Source organism: Kineosporia babensis, from assembly GCF_021129305.1.
Taxonomy (GTDB): domain Bacteria; phylum Actinomycetota; class Actinomycetes; order Actinomycetales; family Kineosporiaceae; genus Kineosporia; species Kineosporia babensis.
The window spans coordinates 281,174-296,677 of the sequence record NZ_JAJOMB010000003.1 but is presented as its reverse complement, the minus strand read 5'-3'; the positions used below and the strand labels follow the sequence as shown (position 1 = coordinate 296,677).

General features: G+C 66.7%; 14 protein-coding genes. 5 read left to right on the top strand and 9 right to left on the bottom strand.

Annotation, left to right across the window (positions count from 1 at the left end; translation table 11 throughout):
- Positions 1 to 43: 43 nt before the first annotated feature.
- From LR394_RS07240 to LR394_RS07225, 4 genes are all read right to left on the bottom strand, one after another.
- A complete protein-coding gene (locus tag LR394_RS07240; protein WP_231439782.1) occupies positions 44 to 904 on the bottom strand; it encodes a carbohydrate ABC transporter permease in 861 nt (286 codons plus the stop codon).
- Positions 901 to 1,716, bottom strand: a complete 816-nt coding sequence (locus tag LR394_RS07235; RefSeq protein ID WP_407937004.1) for a carbohydrate ABC transporter permease — start codon at positions 1,714 to 1,716, stop codon at positions 901 to 903. Before LR394_RS07235 ends, LR394_RS07240 begins: the two co-directional genes overlap by 4 nt.
- Positions 1,717 to 1,799: 83 nt before the next feature.
- Positions 1,800 to 3,164 (bottom strand): extracellular solute-binding protein, encoded by a 1,365-nt coding sequence (locus LR394_RS07230; protein ID WP_231439779.1) that lies wholly within the window; start codon positions 3,162 to 3,164, stop codon positions 1,800 to 1,802.
- A gap of 51 nt (positions 3,165 to 3,215) precedes the next feature.
- Entirely contained in the window at positions 3,216 to 6,254 is a 3,039-nt protein-coding gene (locus tag LR394_RS07225; protein WP_231439777.1) for an alpha-mannosidase, read from the bottom strand.
- A gap of 164 nt (positions 6,255 to 6,418) precedes the next feature.
- Between LR394_RS07225 and LR394_RS07220 the strand changes: the two genes are divergently transcribed.
- On the top strand, positions 6,419 to 7,558 hold the full coding sequence (locus LR394_RS07220; protein ID WP_231439775.1) for a LacI family DNA-binding transcriptional regulator: 1,140 nt from the start codon (positions 6,419 to 6,421) through the stop codon (positions 7,556 to 7,558).
- A gap of 85 nt (positions 7,559 to 7,643) precedes the next feature.
- On the opposite strand, the gene LR394_RS07215 is transcribed toward LR394_RS07220, so the two are convergent.
- A complete protein-coding gene (locus LR394_RS07215) occupies positions 7,644 to 8,039 on the bottom strand; it encodes a DUF4234 domain-containing protein (RefSeq protein ID WP_231439773.1) in 396 nt (131 codons plus the stop codon).
- 235 nt (positions 8,040 to 8,274) lie between these two features.
- On the opposite strand from LR394_RS07215, the gene LR394_RS07210 reads away from it, so the two are divergent.
- From LR394_RS07210 to LR394_RS07200, 3 genes are all read left to right on the top strand, one after another.
- A complete protein-coding gene (locus tag LR394_RS07210) occupies positions 8,275 to 8,673 on the top strand; it encodes a nuclear transport factor 2 family protein (protein ID WP_231439771.1) in 399 nt (132 codons plus the stop codon).
- Between the two features lie 37 nt (positions 8,674 to 8,710).
- Complete coding sequence (locus tag LR394_RS07205) at positions 8,711 to 9,427, top strand: helix-turn-helix transcriptional regulator (RefSeq protein WP_231439769.1); 717 nt, start codon at positions 8,711 to 8,713, stop codon at positions 9,425 to 9,427.
- Positions 9,428 to 9,743: 316 nt separating this feature from the next.
- A complete protein-coding gene (locus tag LR394_RS07200; RefSeq protein WP_407936994.1) occupies positions 9,744 to 10,724 on the top strand; it encodes a LacI family DNA-binding transcriptional regulator in 981 nt (326 codons plus the stop codon).
- A gap of 76 nt (positions 10,725 to 10,800) precedes the next feature.
- Here the strand turns inward: LR394_RS07200 and LR394_RS07195 are convergent, their stop codons facing one another.
- The 4 genes from LR394_RS07195 to LR394_RS07180 all read right to left on the bottom strand — a co-directional run bounded on the left by LR394_RS07195 (position 10,801) and on the right by LR394_RS07180 (position 14,335).
- On the bottom strand, positions 10,801 to 12,573 hold the full coding sequence (locus LR394_RS07195; protein WP_231439765.1) for a glycoside hydrolase family 6 protein: 1,773 nt from the start codon (positions 12,571 to 12,573) through the stop codon (positions 10,801 to 10,803).
- 380 nt (positions 12,574 to 12,953) lie between these two features.
- Positions 12,954 to 13,661 carry a DUF4386 domain-containing protein gene (locus LR394_RS07190; RefSeq protein ID WP_231439763.1) on the bottom strand — a complete coding sequence of 236 codons (708 nt, stop codon included), beginning with the start codon at positions 13,659 to 13,661 and terminating at the stop codon, positions 12,954 to 12,956.
- Between the two features lie 26 nt (positions 13,662 to 13,687).
- Positions 13,688 to 13,912: a helix-turn-helix transcriptional regulator gene (locus LR394_RS07185; RefSeq protein WP_231439762.1), complete on the bottom strand. Its 225-nt coding sequence runs from the start codon at positions 13,910 to 13,912 to the stop codon at positions 13,688 to 13,690.
- A 3-nt stretch (positions 13,913 to 13,915) separates the two neighbouring features.
- Positions 13,916 to 14,335: a hypothetical protein gene (locus tag LR394_RS07180; protein ID WP_231439761.1), complete on the bottom strand. Its 420-nt coding sequence runs from the start codon at positions 14,333 to 14,335 to the stop codon at positions 13,916 to 13,918.
- A gap of 327 nt (positions 14,336 to 14,662) precedes the next feature.
- Between LR394_RS07180 and LR394_RS07175 the strand changes: the two genes are divergently transcribed.
- The gene (locus LR394_RS07175; RefSeq protein WP_231439758.1) at positions 14,663 to 15,451 is read left to right on the top strand and encodes a hypothetical protein; all 789 of its coding nucleotides are present in this window, start codon (positions 14,663 to 14,665) and stop codon (positions 15,449 to 15,451) included.
- The last annotated feature ends 53 nt before the right edge of the window (positions 15,452 to 15,504 follow it).

Here is a 15,504-nt window from a genome sequence, read left to right as displayed (position 1 = left end):
GTGCTCTCCGACACCGATGAACGCTCTGGGTATCGTGATGCGTTCAGCCCTTGACCGCACCCCCGAAATTGAAGGCGCCACCCAGTCGCCGGGCCAGGAACAGATAAAGCACCACTGCAGGAAGGGAATACAGCAGTGAGTACGCCGCCAGCTGCCCGTAGACGATCTCACCGTACTGCCCGAAGAACGTGAAAATGCTGACGGAAGCGGGCAGCTGGTCGTTGGAGAGCAGCAGGACGAAGGGAACGAAGAAGTTCCCCCACAGGCCGATGAACGTGTAGATCGCCACGACCGACATGCCCGGCCACATCAGCGGAAGGATGATGTGCCGCAGCGCCTGCATGGGGGATGCCCCGTCGGTCCAGGCTGCCTCCTCGAGTTCGACCGGCACCCCGTCCATGAAGTTCTTGGTCAGCCAGATCGAGATGGGCAGGGCGCTGGTGGCCATGAACAGCACGGTTCCCAGCACCGTGTCGATCAGGTTGATCTGGACGAACAACCCGTAGACGGGGACCATGATCGCGGTGATCGGCAGGCCGGTGGCGAACAGGATCGTCAGCAGGAACGGCCGGCTCCAGCGGGAGCGGTAGCGCGAGAGCGGGTACGCCGCCAGCACGGCCCCGACCATGGTCACCAGCGTTCCGCCGCCGCACAGGAGCAGGCCGTTGAGCATCGGGCGATAGGTGGTCTCGACATTGAGGACGGCGCGGAAGTTGTCGAACGTCCAGGGCTGCGGCCAGGAAACCGACAGCCCCGCGGTCCCGTTGAAGGCAGCCGCGACAACCCAGACCATCGGAATCACGAAGGCGAAGCCCACCACCAGGAGTGCGAGGTTGGCTGCGCCGCGTCCGGCCAGCCCCCGAGCCACCCTGGGGCGCACCGGCCGCGTAGGAGCAACGGTCATCGCACACCGTCCTCGAGGCGCAGGATGCGCAGGTAGATCAGCGAGAACACGCCGCCGAGGGCCAGCAGGACCAGGGCCAGCGCGGTGCCGTACCCAAGTTGCGAGAGCTGGAAGGCCTGTTGGTAGGCGAACAGCGGCAGGGTGGTGCTGGCCCCGCTGGGGCCACCGCGCGTCATCGTCCAGATCAGGCCGAACACCGACAGGGTCTGCAGGGTGATCAGCATCAGGTTGGTCGCGATGGTCCGGCGCACCATCGGGATGGTGACGCTGACCAGGCGGCGGATGGTGCCCGCGCCGTCCATGGTGGCGGCTTCCTCGATCTCCCGCGGCACCTCGGAGAGGGCAGCGGAGTACACCAGCATGGAGAACGCGGTGCCGCGCCAGATGTTGGCCAGTGACACGGCGAGGATGGGCAGGCTGAAAAGCCAGTCCTGGGTGGGTAGATGCAGGAATCCGAGGATCTGGTTCAGCGGCCCGTCCTCACCGAGGAAGGCCAGCCACAGGTAGCCGGCGACGACCTCGGGCAGCACCCAGGCGCCGATGACGACGGCGCTGACCACGGCACGGGCGACCGGCCCGCCGGCGCGCATGGTGAGGGCGAGGAACATCCCCAGGACGTTCTGGCCGATGATGGCCGAGACGATGGTGAAGAACAGCGTGTAACCAAGGGCCCGGCCGAACTCGTCGCTGGTGAAGATCTTCCGGAAGTTCTCGAACCCGACGAAGGAGGTCTCGCTGGAACCGGTCAGCGCCATGTCGGTGAACGCCGAGTACAGGCAGTACAGGATGGGGCCGAGCAGGAACACGAGCATGAGGACGACCGCGGGGGCCAGGGGAAGACCCCTCACGAGGGTACGCCTGCGCTGAGCGTGGGGATGCTCGAGCTGGACGGTCGTCACGACGATGCCTCGATGACGGCGTCACCGGCCGCTTCCTTGACCCGGGAGTCGTACTCGGCGGCGGCTTCCTGCGGGGTGCTCTCGCCGGTGGAGACGGCCTCGGTGGCCCGCTGGATCGCGTCGGAGATGCGCGGGTAGACCGAGTACGCGGGACGGTACTGGGTGTTCTTGACGAGTTCGGCGAAGAACTCGTTGGTCGGGTTGGCGGCGGTGTATTCGGGGTCGGCGGCGACGTCTGTGCGGACCGGGATCTGGACCTGGTTGATCGCGTAGGTCGTCTGGTTCTTCTGGCTCGCCACCGTCTTGATGAATTCCCATGCTCCGTCCGGGTTCTGGGCGTTGTTGGGGATCGCGTAGGTCCAGCCTCCGGACATGCTGACCTTGGGGCCGTCACCGTTCTGGGTGGGCACCCCGACCACCCCCATGACCTCGGACCACTCCGGCCATGGAGTCGGCCCGGTGGGCAGCCAGGAGCCGCAGGCGTACGAGCCGTCGAACGAGATCGCGAGCCGGCCCTCGGGTATCATCTGCTGGTTCACGGTGTTGCCGAAGTCCGGGTTCAGGGCTTGTTTGATGTCCGGCCCGAGGCCTTCCGAGAAGACCGTTGCGTAGAACGTGAGGACGTCCCTCACCCCTTGGCTGCCGATCACCCACTTCTGCGCGTCGGGGTCGAAGAGCGGATTCGGGCCCGTCCCGTACAGCAGCATCTCGTAGCCGGTGATCGTCGTCGCCTCACCGACTCCGGTGCCGGTGTAGATGTTCAGCGGGGTGACGTCCGGAAGAGCCGACTTGATCGTCCGGGCCGCCTCCAGGATCTCTTCCCAGTTCGCGGGCTCCCACTCGGTGGGGAGACCGGCCTGCTCGAACAGTTCCTTGTTGTACCAGAGCGCGCGGGTGTCGGTGCCGTCCGGAACCCCGTAGGTCTTGCCGTCCAGGGCTTTGGCCGCGGCCTTGGCCGCCGGGATGAACTGCGACCAGTCCTCCCAGGAGCTCAGCCGGTCGTCGAGCGCGCTCAGGTAGCCGGCCTCGATGTCGGAGTTGATCAGGAACGTGTCCTCGTAGACGATGTCCGGCGCGGTCCGGGGTGAGCGCATCAGCAGCTGAAGCTTGGTGGAGTAGTCGCTCTCGCCCGCCTTGACCGGCTCGAACTCGACGGTGATGCCGGAGTTCGCGGCCTCGAACTCCTTCTTGACCGCGGCGAGGAAGTCGGTCTGCACCGTGTTGGCGCCGAACTGGCGGAAGACGACCTTGACCGTCTTGCTGGAGTCGCCGGAACCGCCCGCGCCGCAGGCCGCCAGGGCCGCAGCGGTGGACGTTCCGGCGAAGGCTCCGAGCAGGGCACGGCGGGAGAAGGTACTCATCTGGGCCTCCAAGGCCTGACATCATTGTCGAGGGTGGAAGAACGAGGAGCTTCAGGACCGGTGCAGCCGCAGGGTGACGATCTGGAAGGGGCGCAGCGAGACGGTGAAAGCGCCTTCTTCCTCAGTCTTTTGGACCAGGTTCGGCGGGACGTCGAGCGAACGCTCGAGGAGGTCGACAACCGACCAGGAACCGAACTCGGCGTCCACCCGGAGCAGGCTGCGGCACCTGACTCCGAGCGATTCGTAGACGCGCACGATGATGTCACCACTGCCGTCCTCGGCGAGTTTCACTGAACTGAGGACGATTCCGCTCTCGTCGATCTCGACGAGCGGGGTGACGGGGCGGTCACCGGGAACGGAACGGCCCGGCAGGTTGATCCAGTGCCCTTCCCGGGTGGCGTCCAAGAGGGAAGCCCCGGGCACGAGCGCGTATTTGACACGCTGGATGCCCAGATCGGTCTGTGGGTCCGGGAACCGCGGCGCTCGCAGCAGCGAGAGCCTGAGGGTCGTGGTGGTGCCGCCATCGTCACGGACGGTCCGAGAAACGTCGTGCCCGTAGGTAGAGTCGTTGACGACCGCCACGCCGTAGTCGGGTTCGCCCACGTGGAGGTAGCGGTGGGCAGGGATCTCGAACTTCTCCCGTTCCCAGGTGGTGTTCGTGGTCGTGGCCCGCTGCACGTATCCGAACTGCATCTCGGCGGTGGAGACGTCGGCCCGCACGTCGAGGGGGAAGGCTGCCTTGAGGAACTTCTCGCACTCCTGCCAGTCGACCTCGGTGTCGATGTCCAGCCGCTGGGCGCCGGGGGAGAGGGAAAGGGTCTGCGTGACCCGGGACGCACCAAAGGTGCGGACGATCTCGATCCAGGCCACCCCGTCCTCACGTTGGCCGCTGGTGAGCGCTTCGAGTTGAGTGAGGTCGGTGACCGCGTACCGGTAGTGCCGGTCGACCTCCCAGGCGTCCCACTCGTAGGGCAAATCATGGTGCAACTGCAGCAGATTCGCCGCTGATCCTGGAGCGATGGCCTCACGGCCGGTGGCAGCATCGACAGCCGAGGTGATCAGGCCGCGTTCGTCGACGACGACTCGAATGAGCCCGTTGTCCAGCACGATTCCCGCGTCGGCGTCTCGAAGATCGGTGGGCGAGTGCGGTGCGACTGGTGCGACCTCACCCCCTCCGGCCGGAACGCCGTCACGTGCGTGCGGGGCAGCGTTGAAAGTGACCAAGGTGGAGGCGTCCGCGTTCCCGGCCAAAGCCCGCTGGGCGTCGCCGATGATCTGTTCCAGTTCGGCAGCGATCTCTGCGTACTCCGTCCGGGCCTGGCGGTGCACCCAGGCGATGCTGGTGCCCGGCAGGATGTCGTGGAACTGGTGCGTCAGGACCCGTTTCCAGATGAGGTCCAGCTGCGCCGACGGGTAGGTCACACCCGTGCGGACGGTTGCCGTCGCTGCCCAGAGTTCAGCTTCGCGCAGCAGATGCTCGCTGCGGCGATTGCCGACCTTCGTGGCGTGCTGCGTTGTGTAGCAGGCCCGGTGGCCCTCGAGGTACATCTCCCCGGCCCAGACCGACGGGGCCTGGTGGTCCTCGGCGGCTTTACGGAAAAAGGCTGACGGGGATTCGATCTCCACGCGGGATGAGCCCTCGAGGTCTTTGAGCCGGCGGGCGCGTCCGATCATCTCGCGGGTGGGTCCTCCGCCACCGTCTCCGTAGCCGAACGGGACCAGTGAGCGGTTGGCCACGCCCTTCTCGGCGTAGTTGCGCACCGCGTAGGCGAGTTCCTTGCCGGACAGGTCGGAGTTGTACGTGTCCACGGGCGGCAGGTGCGTCAGGATGCGGGTGCCGTCCATCCCTTCCCACCAGAACGTGTGGTGCGGGAACTTGTCGATCTGGTTCCAGGACATCTTCTGGGTCAGGAACCACTGCGAGCCGGACAGTCTGACCAGCTGCGGCAGGGCGGCGGTGTAGCCGAAGGAATCGGGTAGCCAGACCTCCTGGGTGTCGATCCCGAACTCGTCCAGGAAGAACCGCTTGCCGTGGACGAACTGACGGGCCAGCGCCTCGGAACCCGGCAGGTTCGTGTCCGACTCCACCCACATGCCCCCGACCGGCACGAACTGGCCGGTTGCGACCTTCTCCTTCATCCGTTCCCAGACGGCCGGGCGGTGCTGCTTCATCCAGGCCCACTGCTGCGCCGAGGACATCGCGAAGACCAGTTCGGGGTGGGCGTCCATGAGCTGGGTGACGTTGGCGGCGGTCCGGGCGACCTTGCGGACGGTCTCGCGCAACGGCCACAGCCAGGCGGTGTCGATATGGGCGTGCCCCACGGCGCTGACCCGATGCGCACTGGCCACCGCCGGTGCTTCAAGGGCAGGCTGGAGCGCCTCGCGCGCGGCCCCGGCCGTTCCCACGACGTCTCGAGGGTCGATCGCGTCGAGTCCGGCCTCGATCGCCCGGAGAATGTTCCAGCGGCGCGGGTCGCCGGTGCTCAGCTCGCGCATGAGCTGGTCGAGAACTTCCAGGTCCAGGACGAGTTCGTAGACCTCACGCTCGAAAACGGCCAGCTCCACCCGCCGCACCCGGTACCGCGGCTCCTGATCGGCCGTCTCGATGTCGCCCACGGCAGTCCCGACGCCGTGCGGAACGCCGAAGCCCTCGGCGAACATGTCGGGGTTGGACGCTGCTTCCACGTAGAGGTCAACGTTCGCCTCGGTGATCGGTACCCAGGTCGACAGCGGGTGGAGAGCCTTGACCGGGGAACCGTCCGGGCGCATCACCAAGCCCTCGGCGGAGAAGCCCGGTCCGGTGGTGGAGAAACCCAGATCGATGATCGCCTCGACCTCGCGGCCGGACCAGTCGGCCGGGACGGTTCCGGTCAGATGGAACCAGGTCGTGCCCCACACCGGACCCCACACATGCCCCGGTTTGGCCTCCCCGTAGCTGGCCGCCAGGCCTTCCTTGACGGGCACGGGCTCGCCGGGAGCTTCCCAGAATTCCAGGTCCAGGGGCGCGGTGGCGCCGTGGACGGATGGTCGCAGGCGTTCGTCAAGGATGCGACGGATCCGGCGTTCGATGTGGACGCGATCATCGTGCACGGGGCCTCCTCGTTGAGATTTACCCTTTTTGACCGTAAGCATCACCCTTTAATGCGTCAAGCGATGCGTGAGAAGCTTCTGCCGGAGGCGGGCGCGGCATCACGGTGAGAGGCGAAGTCATGACATCCCCAGCACGACCGCCCGGCGTCAGTCTCTTTCACTGGGTGAAAGAGACTCTGCGGCAGTCCATCGCCCGTGGCGAGTACAATCCCGACACCCCCTTCGTCACCCAGCGCGAGATCGTCGAGCAGTTCGGGGTCTCCACCACGACGGCGGTGCGGGCCCTGAGCGAACTGGTCGCCGAAGGGGTCGTGGTTCGCAAGCGAGGCCAGGGCACCTTCGTCGCGCCCCGCCCCCCGGACCTTGCCCGGGCCCGGCCGGGATCCACGACGATCGCCTATGTCAGCCCGGACAGCGATGGGCACAAGCACATTCTGCAGAGAGGCCTCGCCGCAGAGGCTGCGCGCCTGGGCCACCGGCTCCTGGTCGCGAACACCCGCGACCAGAACCACGAGGAGAGAACCCTTCTCGAGGTCGCCGAGTCCGGCGCCGATGCGGTCGTGCTGTATCCGTGGGACGGCTCGCGGGCCGGCCGGGTGGTCACCGAACTACAGTCCCGAGGCGTTGCCGTCGTGCTGGTGGATCGCTATTACCCGGGCGTCGCCACCGATGCGGTGGTCTTCGACGACTTCGCCATCGGCTTCGAGGTCACCGCGGCCGTCATCGGCCGTGGCCATCGCGCCCCGGCCCTGCTGTGGAGCGAGCGGGACACCACGAGCGTTCGGGACCGCCGTACCGGATACTTTCGTGCCCTGCGCGAGGCCGGGCTGCCCGAGCTTCCCGAGCGTTCGGTCCTGGACAGCTACTTCGACATGTCCCAGCCCCGGCGCCGGGAACGTCTGCAGAGGATGTTCGCCGAACCCGAGGGCCTGAGCGCCGTCATCTGCGCCAATGCGGCAACGATGGGCGTGCTCATCGGGGATCTGGTCACCCCCGAACTGGAGCTTCCCGGGCACGTCGAGCTGGCCAGCATGGACGACGGCGGCCCCGAAGGGCTTTCGCCGCTGGCCGCTGTCGCCGCGCAGCTTCCGGCCCGGGAAATGGGGGTGGAAGCAGCGAAACTGGTCCACGAAAGGCTTTCCGGATCATCCGCGCCCAAGCGGCACGTGGTGCTGACGGCCCACCTCAAAGCAGCCGGGAAAGGCCAGCGAATGCTGTCCCTTACGCGCCCGGAGCCGGGTCGCCCGGTTGAAGGGCGCGCAGCCAGACCCGCTCGCCGGGGCGCTTCGGAAGCCGAAGAATGACCAGCCGATCGGCCGTTTCAGCGCACGGCTCGGATGCGGGCGGTCGGGCTCGGAGGACTTGGCCGGGCCCGACCGCCGGACGAGGTCAGCGCGAGGCGATCTTGTTCATCTCGGACTGGTAGTACAGCGGGAAGGTGCCGAACACGAAGATCAGCACCAGTCCCAGCACCGGGTTGCAGGTGGGCGGCAGCCCGGCCGCCTGCTGGGCGCCCGCGATGCGCTGCCCGGTGCGGTAGATGCTGACGAACGGCGGCACCAGGATCCACGCCCCGAAAGTCACTGCGATCAGCGAGACGACCGGGTTGACGTCGGAGGCCGGGTTGATCCGCGTCTCGTTGTTGATCTTGTAGTACCAGACCAGGTTGTAGATGCCCAGGGTGATCAGGGGCAGGCCCAGCCACACGGCGAAGATGTTGCGGCGCTTCGGCAGGGGCCCGTTGTACGAGGCCGGGGCGTACGTCTGGCTCGGGTTGTACGTCATTGAATTCTCACACTCCGCGGATGTCGGTCCGCAGTCGTCATGGTGGGTCTGGGCGCGAGTCAGTATTGGTGACCGGCCCGGGCTCTGCCTGGCAAATGATGGAACGAAGTCGAGTCGTTACCTGAACCGGCCGCCTGAACCGGCCGTCGAGGAGTTGCTCCCGCCGATCGGACCGCCGAGCGAGTTTCCGGAGCACCGACATACTGTTGTCGCGTCGGGGCCGAAGAGTGCAGGCATGACCGAGAACGCGAACCCCACGACCAGCTCGACCGCCCGGCACTCGCTCGACCTCTGGCTGAAGATGTGGAACACCGACGGCGAGATCGCGCGAGAGATCTGCGCGGACGACTTCCGTATTCATTTCGCGATGACCGAGGCCGACGGGTCGACCCCCGCGGACGAGATCCGCACCGCCGAGGACTTTGCGAAGTACCTCGCCTGGTGGCACGGACAGCACCCGGGCGTCGTCTTCACGAACATCGCCGACGCCATCGACGGCGACCATGGCCGGCTGCTGTGGGACATGGAGATGGGCGAGTTGCACGTAGGCGGGGTTGACGTGTTCGACTTCGACGCGGACGGCCGGATCCGGCGGGCCTGGTCGGTCGGCGGACAGCGCAGTATGCGCAGCTGACGCCGGACCTCGGGCAGTTGCCTGCCAGACTTGAGGCATGAAGCGAGCCGAGCGGCAGTATGCCCTTGTCGACCTGCTCCGCGGAGCGCGTCGGCCGTGGTCCGCCGCTCGGCTCGCCGGCGAGTTCGAGGTATCCACGCGAACCATCGAGCGTGACATCAAATCGCTCCAGCTGTCCGGAGTGCCAATCTACGCGGACCACGGAGTGGCCGGTGGCTACTCGATCCTGCGTGAGTACTCCCTGCCTCCGCTGAATCTGTCGGCCGCCGAGTCGTTGGCAGTGCTCGCCGGGCTCGCGCTCCTGGAATCCTCTCCGTACCAAGGAGCCGCCCGGCGGGCCCACGCCAAGATCGCTGCCGTCATGAATGAGGAACACCGAGCACCGGTCCAGAAGATGCTCGGAATGATGCAGGTCATCGACGCCGTCGCGGCGACGGATGACGTTGTGCCGCTGGGGATGCTCTCCGACGTGATCGCCGCCCGGCGCGTGGTGCGGCTGACCTACCTGGGTGAGGATGCGAACGGTGGCCCGGATCCGGCCACCAGCACCGAACGTGATGTCGAGACGATGGGACTTGTGCGCGCGGGGGACACCTGGTTGCTGGCCGGTTGGTGCCGGCTCCGCGATGCGATCCGCGGTTTCCGCATCGAGCGGATCACCCGACTCGAAATCCTCGATGAGGTGCCACCTCTGCGCGACCCGGCGCTCCTGGAGGCAGATCTCGCGCGGTGGCCGACGCGGCGCCTCGGCTGAATTACGTCGGACGTCTCTCCACCCCCCCCCAAAAAAAGCATTCAGGAATCAGACCTCGCACAAAGTCCCACCCGTACTTCTGGCCGAGAAAGAAATCGGCCCACAACGATCCTGCCGTGACGGTCGTCCGGCGCCGGCAAAAGGTTGCCCCGAAATCCCGGAAAATCTTTGAACTGCACAAGCTCCCGGAGCGGGAACGCCCAACGACAGGTCACTCTTGCCGATGCACCGAGTGCATGTGACCATTCAGCTAATTGCTTGCCCACCCTGCACGAGGCAGTGCAGGTCGTCAAAGGAGACGACAACGGCCAAGAAAATGACCATGGTTGAGGTCGCCGCGGAAGCAGGTGTTTCTCCGGCCACGGTCTCTCGTGTGTTGAGTGGTTCGGCGCACGTTAGCGACACCACTCGACGGCAGGTTTATTCGGCGGTCTCGCGTCTGGGATATCTCCGTCGCGGGGAAAGACCCGGCGACAGCCGGCATCCACCGATCATTGCCGCGGTGGTCTGCGAGCCCACCACCCGAATGTTCAACGACCCGTTCTTCCTGCGCTTCATCAGTGGGGCCGAGACCTACCTGGCCGGGCGTGGTGTCCCGTTGCCGCTGCTGTCGGCGGCCAGCCCGGTCTTCGCCTCTACGGAGAAGCACCTGCTCGGCGGAGGATCGGACGGGGTTCTGCTGGTCTCGGTGCACGGCCCGCATCCATTGGCCCTGACTCTGGCCGGCACCCGACTACCGATCCGCGCCGCCGGGCGTCCGGTGGAAGGGGTGCACATGCCCTTCGTCGACGTGGACAACCGCGGCGGAGCACGGGCTGCCGTCGAGCTGCTGCTGAAGACCCGCAAGAAAATTGCCCTGATCGCCGGTCCGTCGGATCTGCCGGCCGCCCGGGATCGGCTCACGGGATATCTCGATGCGCTCGCCGAAGCCGGCCGGCCACCTCTGGTCGCGGCCGGGGACTTCACTCCGCGGGGCGGGAAGAACGCCATGCGACTGCTGCTCGATCAAGCCCCGAACCTGGACGCCGTCTTCGCTGCTTCGGATCCGATGGCGATCGGCGCGATGATGGCTCTGCGTCAGGCCGGTCGGCGGATTCCCGGCGACGTGGCCATCATCGGCTTCGACGACGTGACCGCCGCCGCGTTCACCGATCCGCCGCTGACCACGGTGCGCCAGCCGGTCGAGCGGCTCGGGGCCTTGGCTGCCGAACTGCTTTTCGAGCAGGTCGTCTCCGGCGGCCGGCCGGCCGAGGATCAGATCCTCGACACCGAACTGGTCATCCGCTCGTCCACCTAGGAACCTGGCCTGGAAAACCCCGTCCCGACCGAGAATTCCGGCCGGGACGGGGCGTTCAGGTGCTACCGAGCCCGGATCACAGCGCTGGGTGGGCGTTGGCCAGGAGCTGGCGGAACTGGGCCGAGAACCAGGCCCCGGAGACCGGGGCGTTGGGCAGGGCGCCGCTCAGGCTGTTGCCGTTGCGGTCGTTACCGGTGTAGGTCGGGTCGCACATCCGGTCGAAGCCCTTGCCGCCCGGGTTGTTCGGGCCGGTCGGGATCAGCGAGCTGGAACCGTCCGACTCACCCGGCGGCTTGATCCAGGTGTAGGCGTCGATCCCGCTGGCCGGGGCTGCCTTCGGGCGTTCGCCGATACCGGCACCGCTCTGGTTGCACCAGTTGCCTGCGTGGATCCGCCGGTCGATCCGCGAGGCGTCCACGAAGGTGTTCAGGTCGTTCGAGGTGCTGGCCGCGGTGGGCCGGGCGGAACCGCCCCAGCCGTTGCGGGAGGTGTCGATCAGCATCCCGATGTTGGAGTTGAATCCGGCCGAGACCAGCTGGTTGCGGAACGCCTGGGCGAAGGTCAGCTCGTCGGTGTACTGGTTCCAGTCCAGCCACTTCGACTGCCGCACGGTGGTGCCGTTGACGGTGGTGCCGATCTTGACGAACGGCTCGCTCAGGGCCGAGTAGTTGGCGGTGTTGGTGATGAAGCCGTCCACCGTGTTGACGCCGCCGGTGGCCTTCTTCGCGGTTTCGGCGAACAGGGTCGCCGCCGGGGCGAAGTTGCTGTCCCAGCCGAGCCAGCCGTGGTGTGCGGCGTCGATGTAGTTGTAGGTGTTCGAGCCGGCCGCACGCAGTTTCGAGAGGGCGTAGGCGATACCGGTGGAGTAGTTGCCGTTGGCCAGCATCGTCCGGCAGGCCTCGGTGGAACCGGCGGCGCTGCCCGCGTTGGTCACCAGGTTCGGCAGGGAGTCGATCTCGACGATGTTGACGATCCGGATCGAGGCGTACTTCGGGTCGGCCTGGATCGCCGCGATCGGGTCGATGTAATCGGTCTTGTAGCGGTTGATCTCCGTCGGCCCGAGCTCACCGTTGGAGGCCAGCGCCGCGCAGTCCCGGCCGGGCAGGTTGTAGATGACGAACTGGGCGAGAGTCGCGTTCTGGGCCAGGGCGTTGTCGAGATGGCCTCGCAGGCTGGTGGTGTAGCCGGAACCGGCGGGAGCGTTGATGGCGGCGATGGTGTCCAGCCAGACGGCGGTGGGCTGGTTCGAGATCGCGCTGCCGCCCGGCTCGGCCGCGGCCTTGGCCGACCAGTCCGGGTTGACGTACCACTTCGCCCCTGCGTAAGGGTTGTCGAGGTGGGTACCGGGCTGAGGGGTGGGTTCGACCGTGGGCTCGACGGTCGGCTCGACCGTGGGCGTCGGCGACGGGTTGGTACCGCCGTTGCAGGCGACACCGTTGAGGGTGAAGCTGGTCGGGTTGGCGTTGGTCCCCGAATACGTGCCGTTGAAGCCGACGTTCGTCTTGGCGCCGGTGGCCAGACTGCCGTTGTAGGCGGCGTTGACGATCTTCACGTGCTTGCCGGTCTGGGTCAGCGTGCCACCCCAGGCCGAGCCCCCGGCCTGGTTGCCGGCGTAGTCGAACTCCAGGGTCCAGCTGGTGATCGGGTCACCGGCATTGGTGATGTCGATGCTGGCGGTGAAGCCGGAACCCCAGGAGTTCGCCGAGTAGGCCACCGAGCATCCGGGCGCGGCGACGGCCGCACCGCTCGATATGAGCGATACCCCCGCGCCCACCACTGCCACGGCCGCTGCGCCGGCCAACAGACGTTGTGGGCGCAGTCGTCCCACACGTTCCCTGAGTTTGTTCATGCGTTTTCTCCTGATGGCTCGATCCACCGCAACGGCGAATGACCGCGACGGACCTACCGGTCGGCTGAACCGGGTGACGCTGACTGACTTTTGGAGTCAGCGCCGAGAAGCGATACGAGGAGATTGCGGAGGTGTTTCGCCGCTGTCAATGGAGTGTGTGCCGGCTGTGCGGGCCCGCCGGAAGGTCTTTGTGAAAATATTCGCCACCCCCCTGCTGAGCTGGGGTGAAGCACGGGCAGTGGTCGGCCGGTGGCTGGCTGTGGGGATCTTGGTGGGCTGGATCCTGTGAAATTCATTCATGCGGGGGTGCACGGCCAGTCAGCACAGACCGATGGACGTCGTGCTCACCGAGGCGAGCACAAACGTCCATCGGTTGGGGTTCAGGCAGTTGTCGGTGCCGGTGCGGCCGGGCTGACGGAAACCTGGCCGAGGGCTCGTCGGCGGACCCCGTGGATGAGCAGGTAACCGACCATCCAGAACTCGCCCACGGTGGCGGGATAGGCAAGGGCCTCGGCGACGAGGTCGGCGTCGGGTAGGAGATAGCGGACGAAGGCGCTCAGGATGTAACCGACCCCACCGGCCACCAGGATCCAGCCGAGGGCGGCCGGCATCCACCCCGAGCGCAGGACACACCAGCCCATCGGGATCAGCCACAGGCCGAAGAACAGGGCCCCGACGTCCCAGATGTTGTCGCTGATCAGGTAGAGCGTGTGCGCGGTGAAGGTGGCGTCGCCGAAGGGATCGAGCGAGATCTGCAGCGCGGTGGCCAGCAGGCCGGCGCTGACCAGCGCGACGACCGCGTTGACCAGGCCGAAGGCCGCGATGCCGGCTGCGGCGGAGGGGGTGGCCGGGCGGAACAGGAGGTAGAACCAGACCGCGGTGAGGGTCTGGACGATGACCATGAGCAGTTCCACGGCGACGATCGCGCGGGCCAGGCCCTCGTGCTGAGTCAGGTTGGCCATGGTCAGGCCGGGCTTGTCGGCCGCGAAAAGCTCGGGCAGCAGCAGGAAGTAGAATCCGATGCCGGTGAAGACGATGCCCAGGTAGAGCAGTCCGGTGATCCGGGCGGTGCGAACGATCGGGTGCATCCTCGGCTCCTTCTCGATCTGGTGGTTCACGGGTCGTTCTCGGGGTAGGCGAACACGTCGTCGAGCGGCACCTGGAACACCCGCGCGATCTGGAAGGCGACCTCCAGAGATGGCGAGTACCGGGACTGTTCGATGGCGATGATGGTCTGTCGGGTGACGCCGATCCGGCGGGCCAGCTCGGCCTGGGTCATGTCGCCGTGCGCCCCGCGCAGCGTCCGGATGGAGTTGGTGACCCTGGTCGGTTTCCCCATCGGCTACCACCCTCGCCGGTAGGCGGTGATCTTCACGGCGGCCGAGGCCAGCGAGGCCAGGACGAACGCCAGGTACAGGGTGTGCGCGATCCAGAAGTGCTCGGCCTCGGCCATGGTCAGGGCCAGCGGGACGAGCGTGGCGATGCTCATCACGTAGAAACCGGCGTACTCGCCGCGCCGGTTGATCTCGCGGTCCCGTTCGTCTTTCAGGGCAGGGTCCTGCGGCCGGACGACGGAGGCGATGATCGACAGCACGATGGCGGTGACGATCCCGATCCCGATCGCGCCGAGCATCGGCCCGACGTAGCCGATCTGCGCCACGTCGGTGCCGGGTACCCGGGAGAGGATGAAGACCAGGTATCCGGCGGAGACGGCCAGGCCGGCCACGGCGGAGACCCAGGTGCGCTTCTCCTCGGAGGACATCGCGCTCCTCATGTAAAAGAAACTTGACACCTCGAAGCTAGGATCGTCCGCGGACGAATGTCAATGATTTTTGACATGCACTGGTGCTTGATCCGCGTTTAGGTCCAGGCGGCGTCCCGGCCGCAGGCCGTAGAGGTGCGCCTGAGGGGGTCCTGAGAACAAGGTGTCACATATTGGACGAAAGCCCCTACGCGGGTTCACAGCAAATTCTAGGCTGACGCGGGCGTCCGGGGGGATTCTCTCTCTCTCTGCCGCACCAGGTGTCTGCGTGAGTGCGCAGGCGCTCCGAACCTCAGCGAACGGATTCGCCCTATGGCAGTCAGAGTTATGAGATCTCCGCGCAACCGCATCCTGGCCGGCGCGGGTGCCGCCGTTCTGGGCGGCGCGGTGCTGTTCGCCGGCATCGGCGGACAGGGCGGTGACGCCAACGCCGCGCAGAAGTCTCCGGCGCCCGTGGTGCAGCAGGCGGTCGCTCCGTCCGCCACCGCTGCCCCGCAGGTCCAGGCCGCAGCGGCCAAGACGCCGGTCCAGATCTTCAAGGCTTCCCGCAAGAAGGCCAAGGGCGCCAAGACGGTCCGGGTGCAGGCGACCTTCGAGGACAAGGGCGGGGACGTGAAGGTGGACCTGCGGATGACGCAGGCGGGTAAGGCCACCGGAACCATCTCCACCCCGGCCGACGGCTCGATGAAGCTGATCCTGGTCAGCAAGAAGAAGGGCTACTTCAAGCCGGGCAAGAAGATGCTCAACGAGATCGCCGGTGGCGACAAGGCGGTCAAGGAGCGTCTGGCCGGCCGCTGGTTCGCCTTCAAGAAGGGCGACGGCCTGGACGACGCCTTCGCGCTGGGCTCGATGAAGACCTACACCCAGGACATCTTCGTCCTGTCCGGAAAGCAGAGCGGCCTGACCAAGGTGAAGGGGGCGAAGGTCAAGGGCTACAAGAAGACGGTCGGCCTGAAGGAGAAGGGCTACCCGGGAACGCTCCTGATCGCTGCCGACGGCACGTACCGGCTGGCGGGCTACCGGGATCCGGAGAGCCGGGTCACCTACTCCGCCTGGAACAAGAAGGTGACGGTCAAGGCGCCGAAGAAGACGCTGAAGGCGGCCGACTTCTCCTGAGCACCGGCGCCTGCTGGCGCTCTCGGCCCCAACCGGCCGAGAGCGTCCCTGCT